The 14,457-nt window shown below is 65.7% G+C and carries 14 protein-coding genes; 9 read left to right on the top strand and 5 right to left on the bottom strand.

Features of this window, described 5'->3' with window-relative positions:
• Positions 1-207 precede the first annotated feature (207 nt).
• The 5 genes from DFR67_RS19395 to DFR67_RS19375 all read left to right on the top strand — a co-directional run bounded on the left by DFR67_RS19395 (position 208) and on the right by DFR67_RS19375 (position 5,620).
• Positions 208-777, top strand: coding sequence for a DUF6764 family protein (locus tag DFR67_RS19395; protein ID WP_245938045.1), 570 nt, complete (start codon positions 208-210; stop codon positions 775-777).
• A gap of 158 nt (positions 778-935) precedes the next feature.
• Positions 936-1,904: a polyphosphate kinase 2 gene (ppk2, locus tag DFR67_RS19390; RefSeq protein ID WP_211325103.1), complete on the top strand. Its 969-nt coding sequence runs from the start codon at positions 936-938 to the stop codon at positions 1,902-1,904.
• 43 nt (positions 1,905-1,947) lie between these two features.
• Complete coding sequence (locus DFR67_RS19385; protein ID WP_110471128.1) at positions 1,948-2,769, top strand: hypothetical protein; 822 nt, start codon at positions 1,948-1,950, stop codon at positions 2,767-2,769.
• Positions 2,770-2,836: 67 nt separating this feature from the next.
• A complete protein-coding gene (gene dinB / locus DFR67_RS19380; protein ID WP_110471192.1) occupies positions 2,837-4,021 on the top strand; it encodes a DNA polymerase IV in 1,185 nt (394 codons plus the stop codon).
• Positions 4,022-4,114: 93 nt separating this feature from the next.
• Positions 4,115-5,620 carry a DUF2079 domain-containing protein gene (locus DFR67_RS19375; protein WP_110471127.1) on the top strand — a complete coding sequence of 502 codons (1,506 nt, stop codon included), beginning with the start codon at positions 4,115-4,117 and terminating at the stop codon, positions 5,618-5,620.
• 21 nt (positions 5,621-5,641) lie between these two features.
• Here DFR67_RS19375 and DFR67_RS19370 read toward each other — a convergent pair whose 3' ends face one another.
• The 4 genes from DFR67_RS19370 to DFR67_RS19360 are packed head-to-tail and all read right to left on the bottom strand — an operon-like array spanning position 5,642 to position 9,834.
• Entirely contained in the window at positions 5,642-7,675 is a 2,034-nt protein-coding gene (locus tag DFR67_RS19370) for a prolyl oligopeptidase family serine peptidase (protein WP_110471126.1), read from the bottom strand.
• Positions 7,676-7,712: 37 nt separating this feature from the next.
• Positions 7,713-8,648 carry a M28 family metallopeptidase gene (locus DFR67_RS19365; RefSeq protein WP_110471125.1) on the bottom strand — a complete coding sequence of 312 codons (936 nt, stop codon included), beginning with the start codon at positions 8,646-8,648 and terminating at the stop codon, positions 7,713-7,715.
• Between the two features lie 3 nt (positions 8,649-8,651).
• Positions 8,652-8,897 (bottom strand): hypothetical protein, encoded by a 246-nt coding sequence (locus DFR67_RS31170; protein WP_170135245.1) that lies wholly within the window; start codon positions 8,895-8,897, stop codon positions 8,652-8,654.
• Between the two features lie 7 nt (positions 8,898-8,904).
• Complete coding sequence (locus DFR67_RS19360; RefSeq protein ID WP_170135244.1) at positions 8,905-9,834, bottom strand: M43 family zinc metalloprotease; 930 nt, start codon at positions 9,832-9,834, stop codon at positions 8,905-8,907.
• A 122-nt stretch (positions 9,835-9,956) separates the two neighbouring features.
• Between DFR67_RS19360 and DFR67_RS19355 the strand changes: the two genes are divergently transcribed.
• Both DFR67_RS19355 and DFR67_RS19350 read left to right on the top strand, forming a co-directional pair.
• Positions 9,957-10,253: a YciI family protein gene (locus DFR67_RS19355; protein WP_211325102.1), complete on the top strand. Its 297-nt coding sequence runs from the start codon at positions 9,957-9,959 to the stop codon at positions 10,251-10,253.
• Between the two features lie 182 nt (positions 10,254-10,435).
• Positions 10,436-11,455, top strand: coding sequence for an RNA polymerase sigma factor (locus tag DFR67_RS19350; protein WP_342766743.1), 1,020 nt, complete (start codon positions 10,436-10,438; stop codon positions 11,453-11,455).
• Here DFR67_RS19350 and DFR67_RS19345 read toward each other — a convergent pair.
• The gene (locus DFR67_RS19345) at positions 11,430-12,608 is read right to left on the bottom strand and encodes an oxidoreductase (protein ID WP_170135243.1); all 1,179 of its coding nucleotides are present in this window, start codon (positions 12,606-12,608) and stop codon (positions 11,430-11,432) included. The two genes, DFR67_RS19350 and DFR67_RS19345, sit on opposite strands and share 26 nt — an antisense overlap.
• Positions 12,609-12,779: 171 nt before the next feature.
• Between DFR67_RS19345 and DFR67_RS30575 the strand changes: the two genes are divergently transcribed.
• Together DFR67_RS30575 and lpdA are read left to right on the top strand one after the other, a co-directional pair.
• Positions 12,780-12,956, top strand: coding sequence for a hypothetical protein (locus DFR67_RS30575; protein WP_158539991.1), 177 nt, complete (start codon positions 12,780-12,782; stop codon positions 12,954-12,956).
• Between the two features lie 114 nt (positions 12,957-13,070).
• Positions 13,071-14,456, top strand: coding sequence for a dihydrolipoyl dehydrogenase (lpdA, locus tag DFR67_RS19340; RefSeq protein WP_110471191.1), 1,386 nt, complete (start codon positions 13,071-13,073; stop codon positions 14,454-14,456).
• Position 14,457: the final 1 nt, after the last annotated feature.

Raw genomic sequence — 14,457 nt, 5'->3', positions numbered from 1 at the left:
GTTTTGACCGCTCCGTACGGAACGCTCGCTCGGGCGCGATTTCGTGACCGGACCGATGCAATGGATCGGCGGCACGGAGGCCGTCGGCGGGAGTACGCTCACTCCTGAGCGGCCGCTGGGGACACGGGTGGCGCGGTGCTCGAGGAATCGTCGGCCGGAATCGGTCCGGTTCGTCGGGCGCGGGGGACATTGCACATTTCTATCTCGATGGGACCAAGTTTGTTCATCAGCAAGGTGTTTCGTAGGCGTCAGCGGACCGCGGTCCGGGTCGCGGTTGTCGGTCTCGTCGGGACAGGAGCGCTGGCCCTTGCCGGTCTCGCCGGCGGAGGGATCGCCTCGGCGGATCCGTTGACCTGCACGGCAGCCAACGGACACAACGTAATTCGGACAGACGGCCACGGCGGGTGCGGGGCGAAGGCCGGGCCGGGTAGCACTGCCCGCGCCGAAGACCACAGCCGCAAGGGCACAGCGGTGGCGTCAGCGAACACCGGCGGCAACGCCACCGCGATCAATCTGCAACCCGGAACGGCAGCTCTGTCGGGGGCGGTGTCCGGCGGTACGGGCTATTCGGTGACCACCGGTCCCGGTGGCCTCGCGATCACCCAGGCCAGGCAGGGTGGCACGTCGCTCGCGGTCGCGGGCTGGGGTGGCACCGCATACTCCGGCCAGTACGGTGCCCAGTGCACCGGCAGCTTCGCCGCCGCGGTCGACACCAACACCGGCCAGGCCTGCATCGGCTCTGGTGGTATCTGGCTCTCGACACCGAGACCTCAATAACTCAGGGCGGGGGCGCACACCAAAAACCCCCGCACTTCCATACGGAGGGCGGCGCCGCTGACGGTGTCGCCCTTCGTGCTGTCCTGCGTGCGAGCGGGCTGGACCCGCGTTAACCTGCAGTCCATGTGCTCTACGCTCGCAACGTTTAGGTTTGATCAGTGAACGAGATCCTGCGCCTTTCAGATTTTGGTCCCGACCATCCCGACATCGGTCCGGACTTCAGTGTGGTCGCCGGGCGCGAAGCCCTGCAGCACATCGTCGACCTTGCCGACACCACCCAGTTCCTGGTGGACGACCGCGACGACGATGACCCGCGACTGTTGACCCTTCCCGGCCGCAATGTCATCGACACCTGGCGCGAGGACTACCCGTACGACGAGCGGCTCAGCCGCGACGAGTACGAGCTCGACAAGCGACTGCTGCAGATCGAACTGCTGAAACTGCAGCAATGGATCAAAGCCACGAAGCGTCGCCACATCATGGTCTTCGAAGGCCGCGACGCGGCGGGCAAGGGCGGCACGATCAAGCGGTTCATGGAGCACCTCAATCCTCGCGGCGCACGGGTGGTGGCGCTCGAGAAACCCAGCGAACGGGAGTCCACCGAGTGGTACTTCCAGCGGTACGTCCAGCACTTCCCGGCCGCCGGCGAGATAGTCATGTTCGACCGCTCCTGGTACAACCGCACCGGCGTCGAGCGCGTCATGGGGTTTGCGACCGAGGAACAGCATGCGACGTTCGTCCGTCAGGCCCCGTTGTTCGAACAGATGCTGGTGGATGACGGCATCAGCCTCACCAAGTTCTGGTTCTCGGTGAGTCCGCTGGAGCAGCGCACCCGGTTCGCGATCCGCCAGGTCGATCCGGTGCGGCAGTGGAAGCTCTCGCCGATGGACCTTGCCTCGCTCGACAAGTGGGACCGCTACACGGCGGCGAAAGAAGAGATGTTCACCTTCACCGACACCGACCATGCGCCATGGACGGTGGTGAAGAGCAACGACAAGAAGCGTGCGCGGCTCAACGCGATGCGTCACGTGCTGAACCTCTTCGACTACGACAACAAGGACGAGAGCGTCGTCGGTGAGCCGGATCCGCTCATCGTCGGCCGGGCACGTGACCTCGCCGGTGAATAGCCACCTGCGCCATCCGCGGGTCGCGGATCGGTAGCCTGGGCCGGTGCGTTCATTCCTGACTGCCGTGTTGTGCCTCGTCGCCATCGTCGGGGCGGCCATCGCCGTGCCCGCGTTCTGGGTGAACGAGCGCGTGGTCGATCGCGATGGATTCTCTGAGACCGTTGCGCCTCTCGCAGACTATGCGCAGGTGCAGCAACTGATCGCCGACGAGATCACCTCGCAGGTGGGGATGGCCGCTCCGCTGGTGCCCTCGGCGCTGGTGCAACCGCTGGCCGACGCCTACACCCGGGGTGGTGAGTTCCCGAAAGACTTCGCCGAGGTGATGAACCAGCAGCACGACTGGTTGTTCAAAGAGGCCACCCCCGAGGACGCGGGCCGGGTCATGTCCCTCGACCTCACCCCGATGGTGAACCGGGTGTTGTCCGAGCAGGGGCTCGGCGCGATCCAGGTCGAAGGGCCCATCGAGGTTCCCTTGAGCGACTCCGCGCAGGCGGGGCTCGAGGCGGGCCGCTATCACCAGCTCGGTGACCAGATCGGCTACATCGCCTTCGGTGCGGTGATCGCGGCGATCGTCGCCACCCTCGGCGCGCTGATCTTCGCGCGTCGTCGTGGACTGGTGCTGCTGGCCGTGGGTTTCGGCATCGTCATCGGCGGGGTCCTCACCTGGTTGCTGGGCGAATGGGCTCGTCGCCGAGCGCAGGATGAGGTCGGTGGCGCAGAGGGGTCTGCGCGCGAGGTCGCAGACCTGATGGTCGACAAGGTGGTCGACAACATGCAGAACGTCGGGCTGATCGCCGTCGGAGCGGGCGTTGCGCTGGCCGCGATCGGCCTGCTGATCTCGGCCCTGCTGGAGCGCCGCAGATAGAAGGTCGCCTGCTGTCGGACCATCGTGCGAACATGTGTTCGTGTCCGAAGAGCTGCTGGAGCCGAGAATGCAGGCGAGCATCCTGCACGCTGATCTCGACTCCTTCTATGCCTCGGTCGAGCAGCGGGATCACCCGGAGTTGCGCGGACGGCCTGTGATCGTCGGCGGTGGAGTGGTCCTTGCTGCGAGTTATGAGGCCAAGGCCTGCGGTGTCCGGACTCCCATGAATGGTCGCGACGCTCGCAGACTCTGCCCAGAGGCAGTGGTGATGCCGCCTCGATTCGATGTGTACACCGAGGCCAGTCGCGCTGTCTTCGAGATCTTCCATGACACCACGCCGCTCGTCGAGGGCATCTCGATCGATGAGGCGTTCCTCGACGTCGGCGGCTTGTACCGGGTCAGCGGAACCCCGCTCGAGATCGGTGCGAGGCTGCGCGAGCAGGTCCGCGTGGACGTGGGGCTGCCGATCACCGTGGGCATCGCGCGGACGAAGTTCCTCGCCAAAGTGGCCAGCGCGGTCGGTAAACCGGATGGGTTGCTCGAGGTTCCGCCCGACAACGAGTTGTCCTTTCTGCATCCACTGCCCGTAGAGCGATTGTGGGGCGTCGGTGTCGTCACGTCGGGCAAGTTGAGGGACGCGGGACTGAACACCGTCGGTGATCTGGCCGCGGTCGGCGAGGTGTCGCTGGGTTCACTGCTGGGGCGAGGCGCCGGACGCCACCTCTACGCGCTGGCCCTCGCGCGAGATCCGCGCCCCGTCGAGGGAGGCAAGCGACGGCGTTCGATCGGGTCACAGCGCGCCTTGGGACGCCGGCCCAAGTCCCAGGAAGACCTGGAGGCGACGATGGTGGCCATCGTCGACCGGCTCGGCAAGCGGCTTCGCGCAGCGGAAAGGGTGTGCCGCACCCTCGTCCTGCGGCTTCGGTTCGACGACTTCACCCGGGCCACCCGCTCGCGGACCCTCTACGAACCGACCGATGGCACGCAGGTGCTGATGACTGCGGCCCGCGGACTTCTCGCCGACGCGATGCCGATCATCCGAGACAAGGGCTGCACGTTGGTCGGGCTGTCCCTGACCAACCTCGACAACAACGGCTCCATTCAGATGGCGTTGCCGTTCGAGGAGCACCGCCAGGAGAAGCTCGACATCACCATCGACGGTCTGCGCGACCGCTTCGGCGCAGCGTCGGTGACCCGGGCGGTACTGCTCGGCCGCGACGCGGGGATGTCGGTGCCGATGCTGCCCGATTGACCCCAGCCGACACGTGACGACATAGGGGGCGGCGGGTACCGCTGTTCGAATCTGCAGGTAGAGGGCTCGTGAAGTCTTCGCTACGGTGTCTAGATGGCTTCACCCACCGTGTCTGATTCGGACGACCTGACTTCGGACGTCGCCGACGCCGCGGACTCGGCGTCTGTCGACGGTCGCATCCTCCGCTGGCGCCGACGGGCTGCGGCGACGCTGCAACCGTCGTCGTGGCAGGCGCCCTGGGTGGTGGCGTTCGCGACGTTCGCGATCACCGCGACCCTGTACATCGTCTATGCCGTGAGGCGCTACGAGCGGCTGGGGTTCACCGGCTGGGACCTGGGGATCTTCACCCAGGCGGTGAAAGCGTACAGCCGCTTCGACGCGCCGATCGTGCCACTGGAGGGCACCGACATCAACCTGATGGGCGATCACTTCCAGCCGTGGATCGCGCTCATCGGTCCGTTGTATCGATTGTTCCCGTCACCCATCACGTTGCTGGTGGTCCAGGCGCTGCTGTTCGCGCTGGCGGCGATCCCGATCGTGCGGCTCGCCACCAGGCAATTGGGCGTCGTGATCGGAGTGTTGATCGCGATCGCCTACGGCCTGGCCTGGGGCGTGGCGTACGCGTTGGCCTTCGACTTCCACGAGATCGCGCTCGCGGTACCGCTCATGGCCTTCTCGCTGGTGGCGCTGGTGGAACAACGCTGGCGAGCGGCATTGCTCTACGCCCTGCCGTTGGTTTTCTGCAAGGAAGACCTGGGGCTGACGGTCGCCGTGCTGGCGGCCGTCGTCGCGTTGCGCTGTGGACCGCAGACGTACCGCTGGGCCGCGGCCACTGCGGTCTGGGGTCTTGTGTGGACGGCGCTGGCGGCCAAAGTGATCGTCCCGGCGTTCAGCAGCGCCGACTACTCATACGGATCGAAGTTCGCGGAATCACCCGCCGAGGGTGTCCGTGAGTTGGTCCTCGGCTTCGCAGCAGGAGACGCGCGGGCCTCGACCGCGTTCATGCTCCTGGTGATCACCGTGTTTCTCGCGCTTCGTTCGCCGATCGCCCTGGTTGCGATCCCGACCATCGCGTGGCGGTTCTGGAGTACCAACCACCTCTATTGGTCCGACGACTACCACTACGACGCCATCCTGATGCCCGTCATGTTCGTCGCGATGATCGACGCCCTGATGACTCTGCGACGGCGAGGCACCTCGCGGCGGGTGCTCACCGGCTTCGCCGCGGGGGCTGCGGTGATTGCAGTGGTGCTGACCGCAGGCGGCCCGCTGCACCGGTTGGCCGAGCGCGACTTCTACACTCCGGCAACCGCAGCCCAAGGCGTTGCGGTGCTGGAGAAGCAGATACCGGCCGGGGAGTCGGTGGCCGCCACCAACAACATCGCCCCGCAATTGGTGTCCGACCACGAGGTCACACTGTTTCCGCGGCTCGACCGGGATCGTTCCATACCGCAGTGGATCATGGTCGACATCAACACGTACGGCATGTTCCCGACCAGCCAGCAAGGTGTGCGGGACGCCCTCGCGGACATCGAGAACGGCCGTCAGTATCGCGAAGTCGGGGAGCACAATGGGATCGTGCTGCTCGAGCGACGCTGACGCCCGCGCACGCCGGCCGGGTCAGCGGCTCAACTTCTCCCACAGGAACTCGTAGGCGAGCGCGGACTTGAACGCCGCCTGCTTGTTGTCGGCCGCACCGCCGTGTCCGCCTTCGATGTTCTCGTAGTAGCTCACCGTGTGGCCGTATTCCTCGAGACGGGCCACGAACTTTCGAGCGTGCCCCGGATGGACGCGGTCGTCACGGGTCGAGGTGGTCATCAGTAGTTCGGGGTACGTCGCATCTTTGCGAAGCAATTGATAAGGCGAATACTTGGAGATGAACTCCCACTGCTCCGGATCGTCAGGGTCCCCGTACTCGGCAACCCACGATGCTCCGGCGAGCAGCAGGTGATAACGCTTCATGTCCAGCAGCGGGACCTGGCACACCAGTGCGCCGAAGAGCTCGGGGTAACTCGTGAGCATCACACCCATGAGCAACCCGCCGTTCGACCCACCCTGTGCGGCGAGTTGTTCGGCTGTGGTCAGTCCGCGCTCGACGAGATCTCTTGCAACGCAAGCAAAATCCTCGTAGACGAGATGTCGTCCGGAGAGCTGTGCCTGGGTGTGCCAGGTGGGCCCGTACTCTCCGCCGCCCCGGATGTTCGCGATGACATAGATTCCGCCGCGCTCGATCCAACTGCGTCCCGAGATGGCACCGTATGCGGGTGTCATCGAGTTCTCGAAACCGCCGTAACCGTAGAGCAGGGTCGGTCCGGCGTCCACGTCGCTGCGTTTGACCACGAAGTACGGCACCTTGGTGCCGTCATCGGAAGTCGCGAAGTGCTGTGACGCAGTCACGTTCGCGGTGTCGAAGAGGGCGGGTGACGCTTTGATGGGCGCGACGCCGTCCGTGCTCGACCCATGGAGCAGGCTAGGTGGTGTGGTGAAGCTGCTCGCCGAGAGGAACAGTTCGTCGCTGTGGTCAGGGTCGGTGTCGAGGATCCCGATGGTCGCCAGCTCGGGCAGACCGGTGAGCTCGGATATCGACCAGTCCTCGACACTGAGCAGCCTCAGTTCGGTCTGTACGTCGCGCAGGGTCACCAGCACCAGGTGTGCGGACGTGAACGAGAAGTTCTGCAGGCTCGTATGTGCATCCGGCGAGAAGAGCACGGTCGCATCGCGAGCGCCGCTCTTGTAGGCGTCGTAGTCGAAGACGAGCAGAGTGCCGGTCGGATAGATGGTCTTCTCGGTGAGCTGCCACGGCGACCGGGTGAAGACCAGAAGCCAATTCCGGTGGACGCTCGTGTGCGCGTCGCTGGGGACATCGATGAGAGTGATCGCGTCGCCGTCGAGTTCGTAGAATTCCTGGTTGAAAAAGTCTGTCGACCGGATCAGGAAGTGACGCTCGAATCCGATCGTGTCGTCGTACATCGCTTGCACGGCCACGTCTTCGACGGCGCCGGTGTACACCACGGGAGCCTGTTCCAGGGGCGTACCGCGGGTCCAGCGTTTGACCACGCGCGGGTAACCGGAGTTGGTCAGTGCTGAGCCACCATCGGGTTGGTCGCCGAAGTCGGTGCCGACGTAGACGGTGTCCTCGTCGATCCAACCGATGTCGGACTTGTTCTCGGGCAGGGTGAAACCACCGCTGTCGGCGGTGATCCACGTACGCGAGTGCATGTCGAACTCGCGGACGATCGACGCGTCGGCACCTCCCCGTGACAACAGGATGAGAGCCCGACGGTGATCGGGGCGCAGCACCAGGGCGCCTTTCCACACCCAGTTCTCGTCCTCGTCGGACGCGACGGCGTCGAGATCGATCAGCACGTCCCATTCCGGGGTCTCGGTGCGGTACTGCTCGAGTGTGGTGCGCCGCCAGAGTCCACGTGGGTTGGTTGCATCGCGCCAGAAATTGTAGAGATGCTCGCCGCGGCGGCGGACGTACGCGATCCGGTCGTCGGTGTCGAGAACCTCGAGGGCGCCGGACTGTAGTTCGGCGAACCGGTCCGAGGTGGTCAACGTGTCGATGGTCGGCTGGTTGTGTTCGCGGACCCAGGTCAGGGCTTTGTCGCCGGTCACATCTTCGAGCCAGAGGTAGGGATCGGAATCAATCACGCCGACCAGTCTGCCGCAACCACCGACCCGTCGGGTGTCAGGGCGCCTGGAGATGGTCTGCCAGCACAGCGAGGTTCATCGTGAGTATTTCGGCGGCCAACACCGGGTCGACGGTGTCCAGGACGTCTCCGGCGGTGTGGACGTAGACGTTGGCGCGGTCATTCGCCTCGATGGTGAGAACCGCGGGTAGTTCTGCGTCGATGAAGGGGACGTGGTCACTCGCGAAAGGATCGAGTGAGGTGGTGACGTCGAGTTCGGTCCAGGTGCCCGCGGCGGCGACGAGGTCGGCGATCAGGTTGCCAGAGCTCTGCCCGCCTTCGATCATGACGCCGGGGCGCGGGGTGTTCTGCCGTCCGATCATGTCCATGTTGATGACCGCACTGATGCGGGAACGGGTCTCGCTGTCGAGGCCGTCGACGAACTCGGTGCTGCCGAGCAGGCCCTGTTCTTCGCCGCCGAAGAGGATCAGCAGCAGGTCGTTCGGCCAACTCCGAGTGGCCAGTACGGTCCCGAGTTCGAGAACGCCCGCCGACCCGCTCGCGTTGTCGTCGGCACCCGGGGCCGGCAGTGACCGCCCTTCCTGGTTCACCGAATCGAGGTGCGCCGTCGCCACGACGAGTTTTCGGCGGTCGGCGCCTGTCCCGGTGCGGTGGGCGAGCAGATTCTCACTCCGTCCAGACCCGACGGTGATCGGGACGCGGGTCACGGTATAGCCGAGGGCGTCGAAGTCTGTTGCGGCGAAGGACATCACTTCACCGAACTCCGAGCTCAGCGAGTGCCTCGTGGCTGGTGCGGCGATGGTTGTCAGGAACCGCCGATAGCGTTCGCGGGAGAGCAATCCCAGGAGCTCGGCCAGTCCAGGGTCGCGGGCGCCCTGCACCCTCGGGTGATGTTCGACGGGGGTCCGGCCCAGGCGGGCGGCCGACGATCGTCGGCAGGTCAGCTCGTGCTCTGCGGTACTCGGGTCGGTCATGTGTCACCGCCGGCGTATCTCGAGGCGGTCATCGTCGACGTGCAGTACCTCAGGGGCTGCAGCAGTATCCGATTCGACGCGGCTCGGGGTGTCGTCGCGGCCCAACCCGAGTTCCACCACAGTTCCGTCGGGACCTACCTCGAGTCCCCGTCGTCCCCTGGCCGGTGGGAAGCCGAAGCCGTCTGGTCGGTAGACGGCGACGTCGTCGTGGTCTTCTTCGAACGAATGCCACCAGGTCTGTGCGGACATGATCGCCTCACCCTGCCGCGGTCGTCGCGGTCACCCGCAGTGATGACCGGGCGGTCTCGAGGCAGGTGCGCATCCTGCTGACCTGTCCGGCGGTGAACATGACCATCGTGTCGTCGTCGACGTAGTCCATGTAGTCCATGAACAGGTCGCCTGCGGGGCCGTTGTTGCAGCTGACCTTGGGGAAGGTCGGTTTGCCGGTGTTCTCCGAACCCTGGTTGGGGGTGTCGGACACCTCGTCGGTGCCCCCGCAGCCGCTCCCGTCGTCGCCCCAGATGTGGAACAGATTGAGGTAGTGGCCGACCTCGTGCGTTGCGGTGCGGCCGAGGTTGAACGGTTCGGTGGCGGTTCCGGTGGTTCCGAAAGCGGTGTGGGTGATCACCACACCGTCGGTGTCCGCAGGCCCGCCGGGAAACTGGGCGTAGCCGAGGAGCCCACCGCGCAGCAGGCCCACCCACATGTTGAGGTAGCGGTCGGCAGGCCAGGCATCAGCGCCGCCGCGGTCGGCGAACTTGATCGCGTTGTCGATGCCGAACGTGCTCTGGGTGGTGGATGTGCGGGTGATCCCTGACGTGGGGTCGCCATCGGGGTCGACAGTCGCCAGAACGAACTCGATCTTGGCGTCACCGACGAGCGAGGAGAATACGTCGGGGACGGCCGCCAGGTCCGCGTTGGTCGCGCGGTAGTCCTTGTTCAGGACCTCGATCTGGCTGATCACCTGATCGTCGGAGATGTTCTCCGCGTCGGTGCGGGCCACAACATGCACCACCACCGGGATGCGGAGGATCTCGTCGGTGGTGCGCTCCAGTCGTTGGACATCCCTGGTCGTGTTCTCCAGTTCCGCCCGGCTACGGCGGTACCGCGACGATTCGGTCAGCAGCCGGCGATGCTCGGCCATGGCCCCGCACGTGCGGCTGGTGGGTGGTTCGAGGGTCGTCATGTGGATCAGACGCGCCAGAGACTGTTTCAGTTCCCGGCGACCCCGATCTTGGTGGGTTTCGGCGAGCCCCACCTGCGGGAATGGTCGCCAGAACCCACCAAAATCGGAACTGCATTGCGCAGATGCAGGAGGCGTTCGGCGTCTACGGAAAGGCGCTGGAGTCGGCAGGTGTCCTCGTCGCCGGTGAGATCTTGCAACCGGTGGCCTCGAGCACCACGATCACGTTGCGCAACGGCAGCGTGCAGGTCCAGGACGGACCGTTCGCCGACACCAAGGAAGCCCTGGCCGGTGTCTTCGTCATCGATGTCCCTGACCTCGATGCAGCGCTCGCCTGGGCGGAGAAGTGCCCGGGTGCGCAGTACGGCGTGATCGAAGTGCGTCCGGTCGCCATCTCGCTGATCGACGGTGCCTGGCGCTGAGCCGATGACCGACACCGACGCGAAGGTGCGGGCGGCGCACGCCGCTCGCACCTCGTACGGACGTCTGCTGGCACTGCTCGCGGCGGCCGACGGCGACGTCACCGCCGCGGAGGACGCGCTCTCGGACGCATTCGAGCGCGCGCTGGCTCGATGGCCCGCCGACGGGGTGCCGGACAATCCCGATGGCTGGGTCGCACCGGACGTCGGTGGAGATCGACCCCGACCGCGACGCCGGTGCTCACCTCGACGACATCGATCCCGACGCGGTCCCGGACCGCCGCCTCGCTCTGATGTTCGTGTGCGCGCATCCCGCGATCAACCCGGCGGTGCACACCCCGCTGATGCTGAACACCGTGCTCGGGTGCACCGCCGAACAGATCGGACGTGCGTTCGCAATTCCCCCGAAAACCCTTGCGGCCCGATTGGTCCGGGCCAAACGTCGGATCAAGGACGCTCGGATCCCGTTCCGGATACCCGACCGCGAGGTCTTGCCCGCCCGGATGCCCGCCGTCCTCGAAGCGGTGTATGGAGCCCACGCCATCGACTGGCACAGCGGCGGCACCGAGGTGCGTGGTTCGCTGACGACCGAAGCCCTGTACCTGGCGCAGACACTGGTGGACGTGGCACCCGACGACGCCGAAGCGCTCGGCCTCGCTGCGCTGATCTGCCTGTCGAACGCGCGTCTACCGGCCAGATTCGACGTCACAGGCGCGCTGGTCCCACTGCCGCAACAGGACGTCGGGCTGTGGGACGACGCCCTGATCGCCCGCGGCATCGCGCTTCTTCGCAGAGCGCATCCTCTCGGCGCCCTCGGCAGGTTTCAGCTCGAGGCCGCGATGCAGGCCGTGCACGTCGCACGTCGGGACACCGGAACCACCGACTGGCACACGTTGCGGGATCTCCATCGGACCCTCGACGCCGTGGCACCGAGTCTGGGCGGCGCGGTGGCGTTCGCCGTGGTCACCGCTGAGATCGACGGGCCGGCCGCAGGGCTCGAACTACTCGACCGTATGGCCGACGAGACGAGACACTTCCAGCCCGCCTGGAGTGCGCGGGCACATCTGCTGGGTCGTCTCGGTAGACGCGAGGACGCTGAGGATGCATTCGACAGGGCCATCTCGCTGACCACGGATCCGGCCGAGCGTGCTCACCTTGCGACGCGACGAGGGGCCGCGGTCAAGCCACCACCTCGCCGGTCCTGACCGGGCAGCGGGTGTGGGAGTAGATCGTCGGCATGCACAGGTTGCAGTGCGTGCACTGCGACACGGTCGCCGGATCGGCCTCGATACGCAGCGGTAGATCGGGTTCGCGCAGCAGCGCGCGTCCCATGGCCATGAAATCGAAGCCCTCGGCCAGCGCGAGGTCCATCGAGGCCCGATCGGTGATGCCGCCGAGCAGGATCAGCGGCATCGACACCGCGGCGCGCAGTTGCCGCGAGAGGGGCAGCAGGTAGGCCGGGTGATAGTCGTACTCCTTCAGGAAGAACGGTGCGACGGCCTTGAGGCCCCACTTCATGGCACCACGGAAGGCATCGGCGAACTCCTTGCGCGGAGCGTCGCCATGGAACAGGTACATCGGGTTGAGCAGGGAACTGCCCGCCGTCGGCTCGATCGCGTCGAGGTATCCGTCCGACTCGAACAGTCGCCCGACCTCGCAGGCCTCGTCGACGCCGAAGCTGCCCGGGAACCCGTCGTACATGCTCAGTTTCGCCCAGACCCCGATGTCGGGGCCGACCTCGTCGCGCACGGCCTGGGTGATCTCGCGGCAGAAGCGTGCGCGGTTGATCAGTGAACCGCCGTACGCGTCGTGGCGGCGATTGAGCAGTGGGCTCAAGAAACAGCTCGCGAGGTAGTTGTGGCCGAAATGTATCTCGAGACCGTCAAACCCGCTGTCCACCGCGATCCGGGCGGCCCGCCGGAACTTCGCGAGGATGACCGCGATGTCATCGGTGTCGACCTTCTTGCACAGAGCCATGCCCATCGGGGCGGGAATGCGCGACGGGGCCAGCGCCCGGGCCTGGTTGGAGATCGAGTTGGCGACCGGCCCGGCATGGCCGAGTTGCGCCGCCGCGAGGGCGCCCTCTGAGTGAATGGCGTCGGTGAGTTCGATCAGACCGGGGATCGCCTCGGGCCGCATCCAGATCTGGTGGCGATCGGTCCGGCCTTCCGGGGAGATCGCGCAGTAGGCGACCGTGGACATCGCGACCCCGCCTGCGGCGACCTCGCGGTGGAAGTCGATGAGCTGCGGGGTGACCAGTGCGTCGGGCGTGGCGCCTTCGAACGTCGCGCACTTGATGAGCCGGTTGCGCAGGCGCAACGGACCGAGGTCGGCTGGGGCAAAGGGTGTGGGCTGCACCTTCGCGACGGTATCGCTGATCGGGCCGCCGAACAAGAACACGTTCTAGTCCGGACGTCGACAAGGGTTCAATCCGGACGCGAATGGGTATCGAATACCGGTGGAGTGCACATTCGAAGAAACGAATGTGTGACACGGAGCGGTCGGGACTGCGACGTTAGGGGCGTTCACATGAATGCACGGACACATCCGAGTCCACGACAGCTGCGGCTGTGCGAAACCGAGGACAGCCCGGCTTTCGCGGGGCTCCCGGCCGACCCGGACGCCTCCGAATTCTGGAATCCCGGGTCAGAAAGTGCCGTGTCGATGGCACGGCCCGACCGCTGGCTGTGGATTCCCGCGGGCTGAGGTAGCCACCGACCGGAGCGGTACCGGGCCGCACTTGTTCGCCTGCAGCGATCTGGGCCCCGACAAAGGGGTATCCGTCAGCGCGACGAACTGCTGAGACGTAGGGTGGTCGTCGTGGCTGAACACTTTGACACAGTTGTCCTTGGCGGAGGTCCGGGAGGTTACGTCGCCGCGATCCGGTCGGCGCAACTCGGAGCTAAAACCGCAGTAATCGAAGAGAAGTACTGGGGTGGTGTGTGCCTGAACGTGGGCTGCATCCCGTCCAAGGCGTTGTTGCGCAACGCCGAACTCGCGCACATCTTCAACCATCAGGCGAAAACCTTCGGCATCTCGGGGGACGTGAGCTTCGACTTCGGCGCGGCGTTCGACCGCAGCCGGAAGGTCTCGGACCAGATCGTCAAAGGTGTGCACTTCCTGATGCGCAAGAACAAGATCACCGAGATCGACGGGTACGGCGTGTTCAAGGACGCCAAGACCATCGAGGTCGGCGACCGGGAGATCACGTTCGACAACGTCATCATCGACACCGGCTCCACCGTGAAGTCGCTGCCGGGCGTGAAGCTGTCGGAGAACGTAGTCGACTACGAAACGCAGATCCTCACCCGTGAACTCCCCGGTTCGATCGTCATCGTCGGTGCCGGCGCGATCGGCATGGAGTTCGGCTACGTCCTCGCCAACTACGGCGTCGACGTCACGATCGTCGAGTTCCTCGACCGCGTGCTGCCCAACGAGGACAAGGACTCCTCGAAGGAACTGGCGAAGCAGTACAAGAAGCTCGGGATCAAACTGCTCACCTCCACCAAGGTGCAGTCGGTCGACGACCAGGGCTCGCAGGTCGTCGTCAAGTACAAGGACGCCAAAGACCAGGAGGGTGAGCTCACCGTCGACAAGGTGCTCATGTCGGTCGGATTCGCTCCTCGCGTCGAGGGCTTCGGTCTGGACAAGACCGGTGTCGAACTCACCGACCGCGGTGCGATCGCCATCGATGAGTACATGCGCACCAATGTCGAGGGCATCTACGCAATCGGTGATGTGACCGCGAAGCTGCAACTCGCGCACGTGGCCGAGGCCCAGGGTGTCGTCGCGGCGGAAACGATCGCCGGCGTCGAGACCATGCCGCTCGGCGACTACCGGATGATGCCGCGCGCCACATTCTGTCAGCCGCAGGTCGCCTCGTTCGGCCTCACCGAGGACCAGGCCAAGGACGAGGGCTACGACGTGAAGGTCACCACCTTCCCGTTCACCGCCAACGGCAAGGCCCAGGGTCTCGGCGAGCCCGCCGGCTTCGTCAAGCTCATCACCGACAAGAAGCACGACGAGCTGATCGGCGGCCACCTAGTGGGCGACAACGTCTCGGAGATGCTGCCCGAGCTGACGCTGGCCCAGAAGTGGGACCTCACGGCCAATGAACTGGCCCGCAACGTCCACACCCATCCGACCCTGTCCGAGGCGATGCAGGAGACCTTCCACGGCGCCATCGGACACATGATCAATCTCTAGA

This window comes from Williamsia limnetica, assembly GCF_003217475.1.
Taxonomy (GTDB): Bacteria; Actinomycetota; Actinomycetes; order Mycobacteriales; family Mycobacteriaceae; genus Williamsia; species Williamsia limnetica.
Note: the sequence above shows the minus strand (reverse complement) of the source record. Positions and strands in the feature narration are given on the sequence as shown.

Excerpts from the sequence above, each read along its gene's own strand:
- DFR67_RS31170 (WP_170135245.1), bottom strand. The coding sequence starts at position 8,897 with ATGTCCGCACAGACCTGGTGGCATTCGTTCGAAGAAGACCACGACGAC.
- DFR67_RS30575 (WP_158539991.1), top strand. The coding sequence starts at position 12,780 with ATGAATGCACGGACACATCCGAGTCCACGACAGCTGCGGCTGTGCGAA.
- DFR67_RS19355 (WP_211325102.1), top strand. The coding sequence starts at position 9,957 with ATGCAGGAGGCGTTCGGCGTCTACGGAAAGGCGCTGGAGTCGGCAGGT.
- DFR67_RS19360 (WP_170135244.1), bottom strand. The coding sequence starts at position 9,834 with ATGACGACCCTCGAACCACCCACCAGCCGCACGTGCGGGGCCATGGCC.
- DFR67_RS19365 (WP_110471125.1), bottom strand. The coding sequence starts at position 8,648 with ATGACCGACCCGAGTACCGCAGAGCACGAGCTGACCTGCCGACGATCG.
- DFR67_RS19395 (WP_245938045.1), top strand. The coding sequence starts at position 208 with ATGGGACCAAGTTTGTTCATCAGCAAGGTGTTTCGTAGGCGTCAGCGG.
- dinB (WP_110471192.1), top strand. The coding sequence starts at position 2,837 with ATGCAGGCGAGCATCCTGCACGCTGATCTCGACTCCTTCTATGCCTCG.
- DFR67_RS19375 (WP_110471127.1), top strand. The coding sequence starts at position 4,115 with ATGGCTTCACCCACCGTGTCTGATTCGGACGACCTGACTTCGGACGTC.
- DFR67_RS19350 (WP_342766743.1), top strand. The coding sequence starts at position 10,436 with ATGGCTGGGTCGCACCGGACGTCGGTGGAGATCGACCCCGACCGCGAC.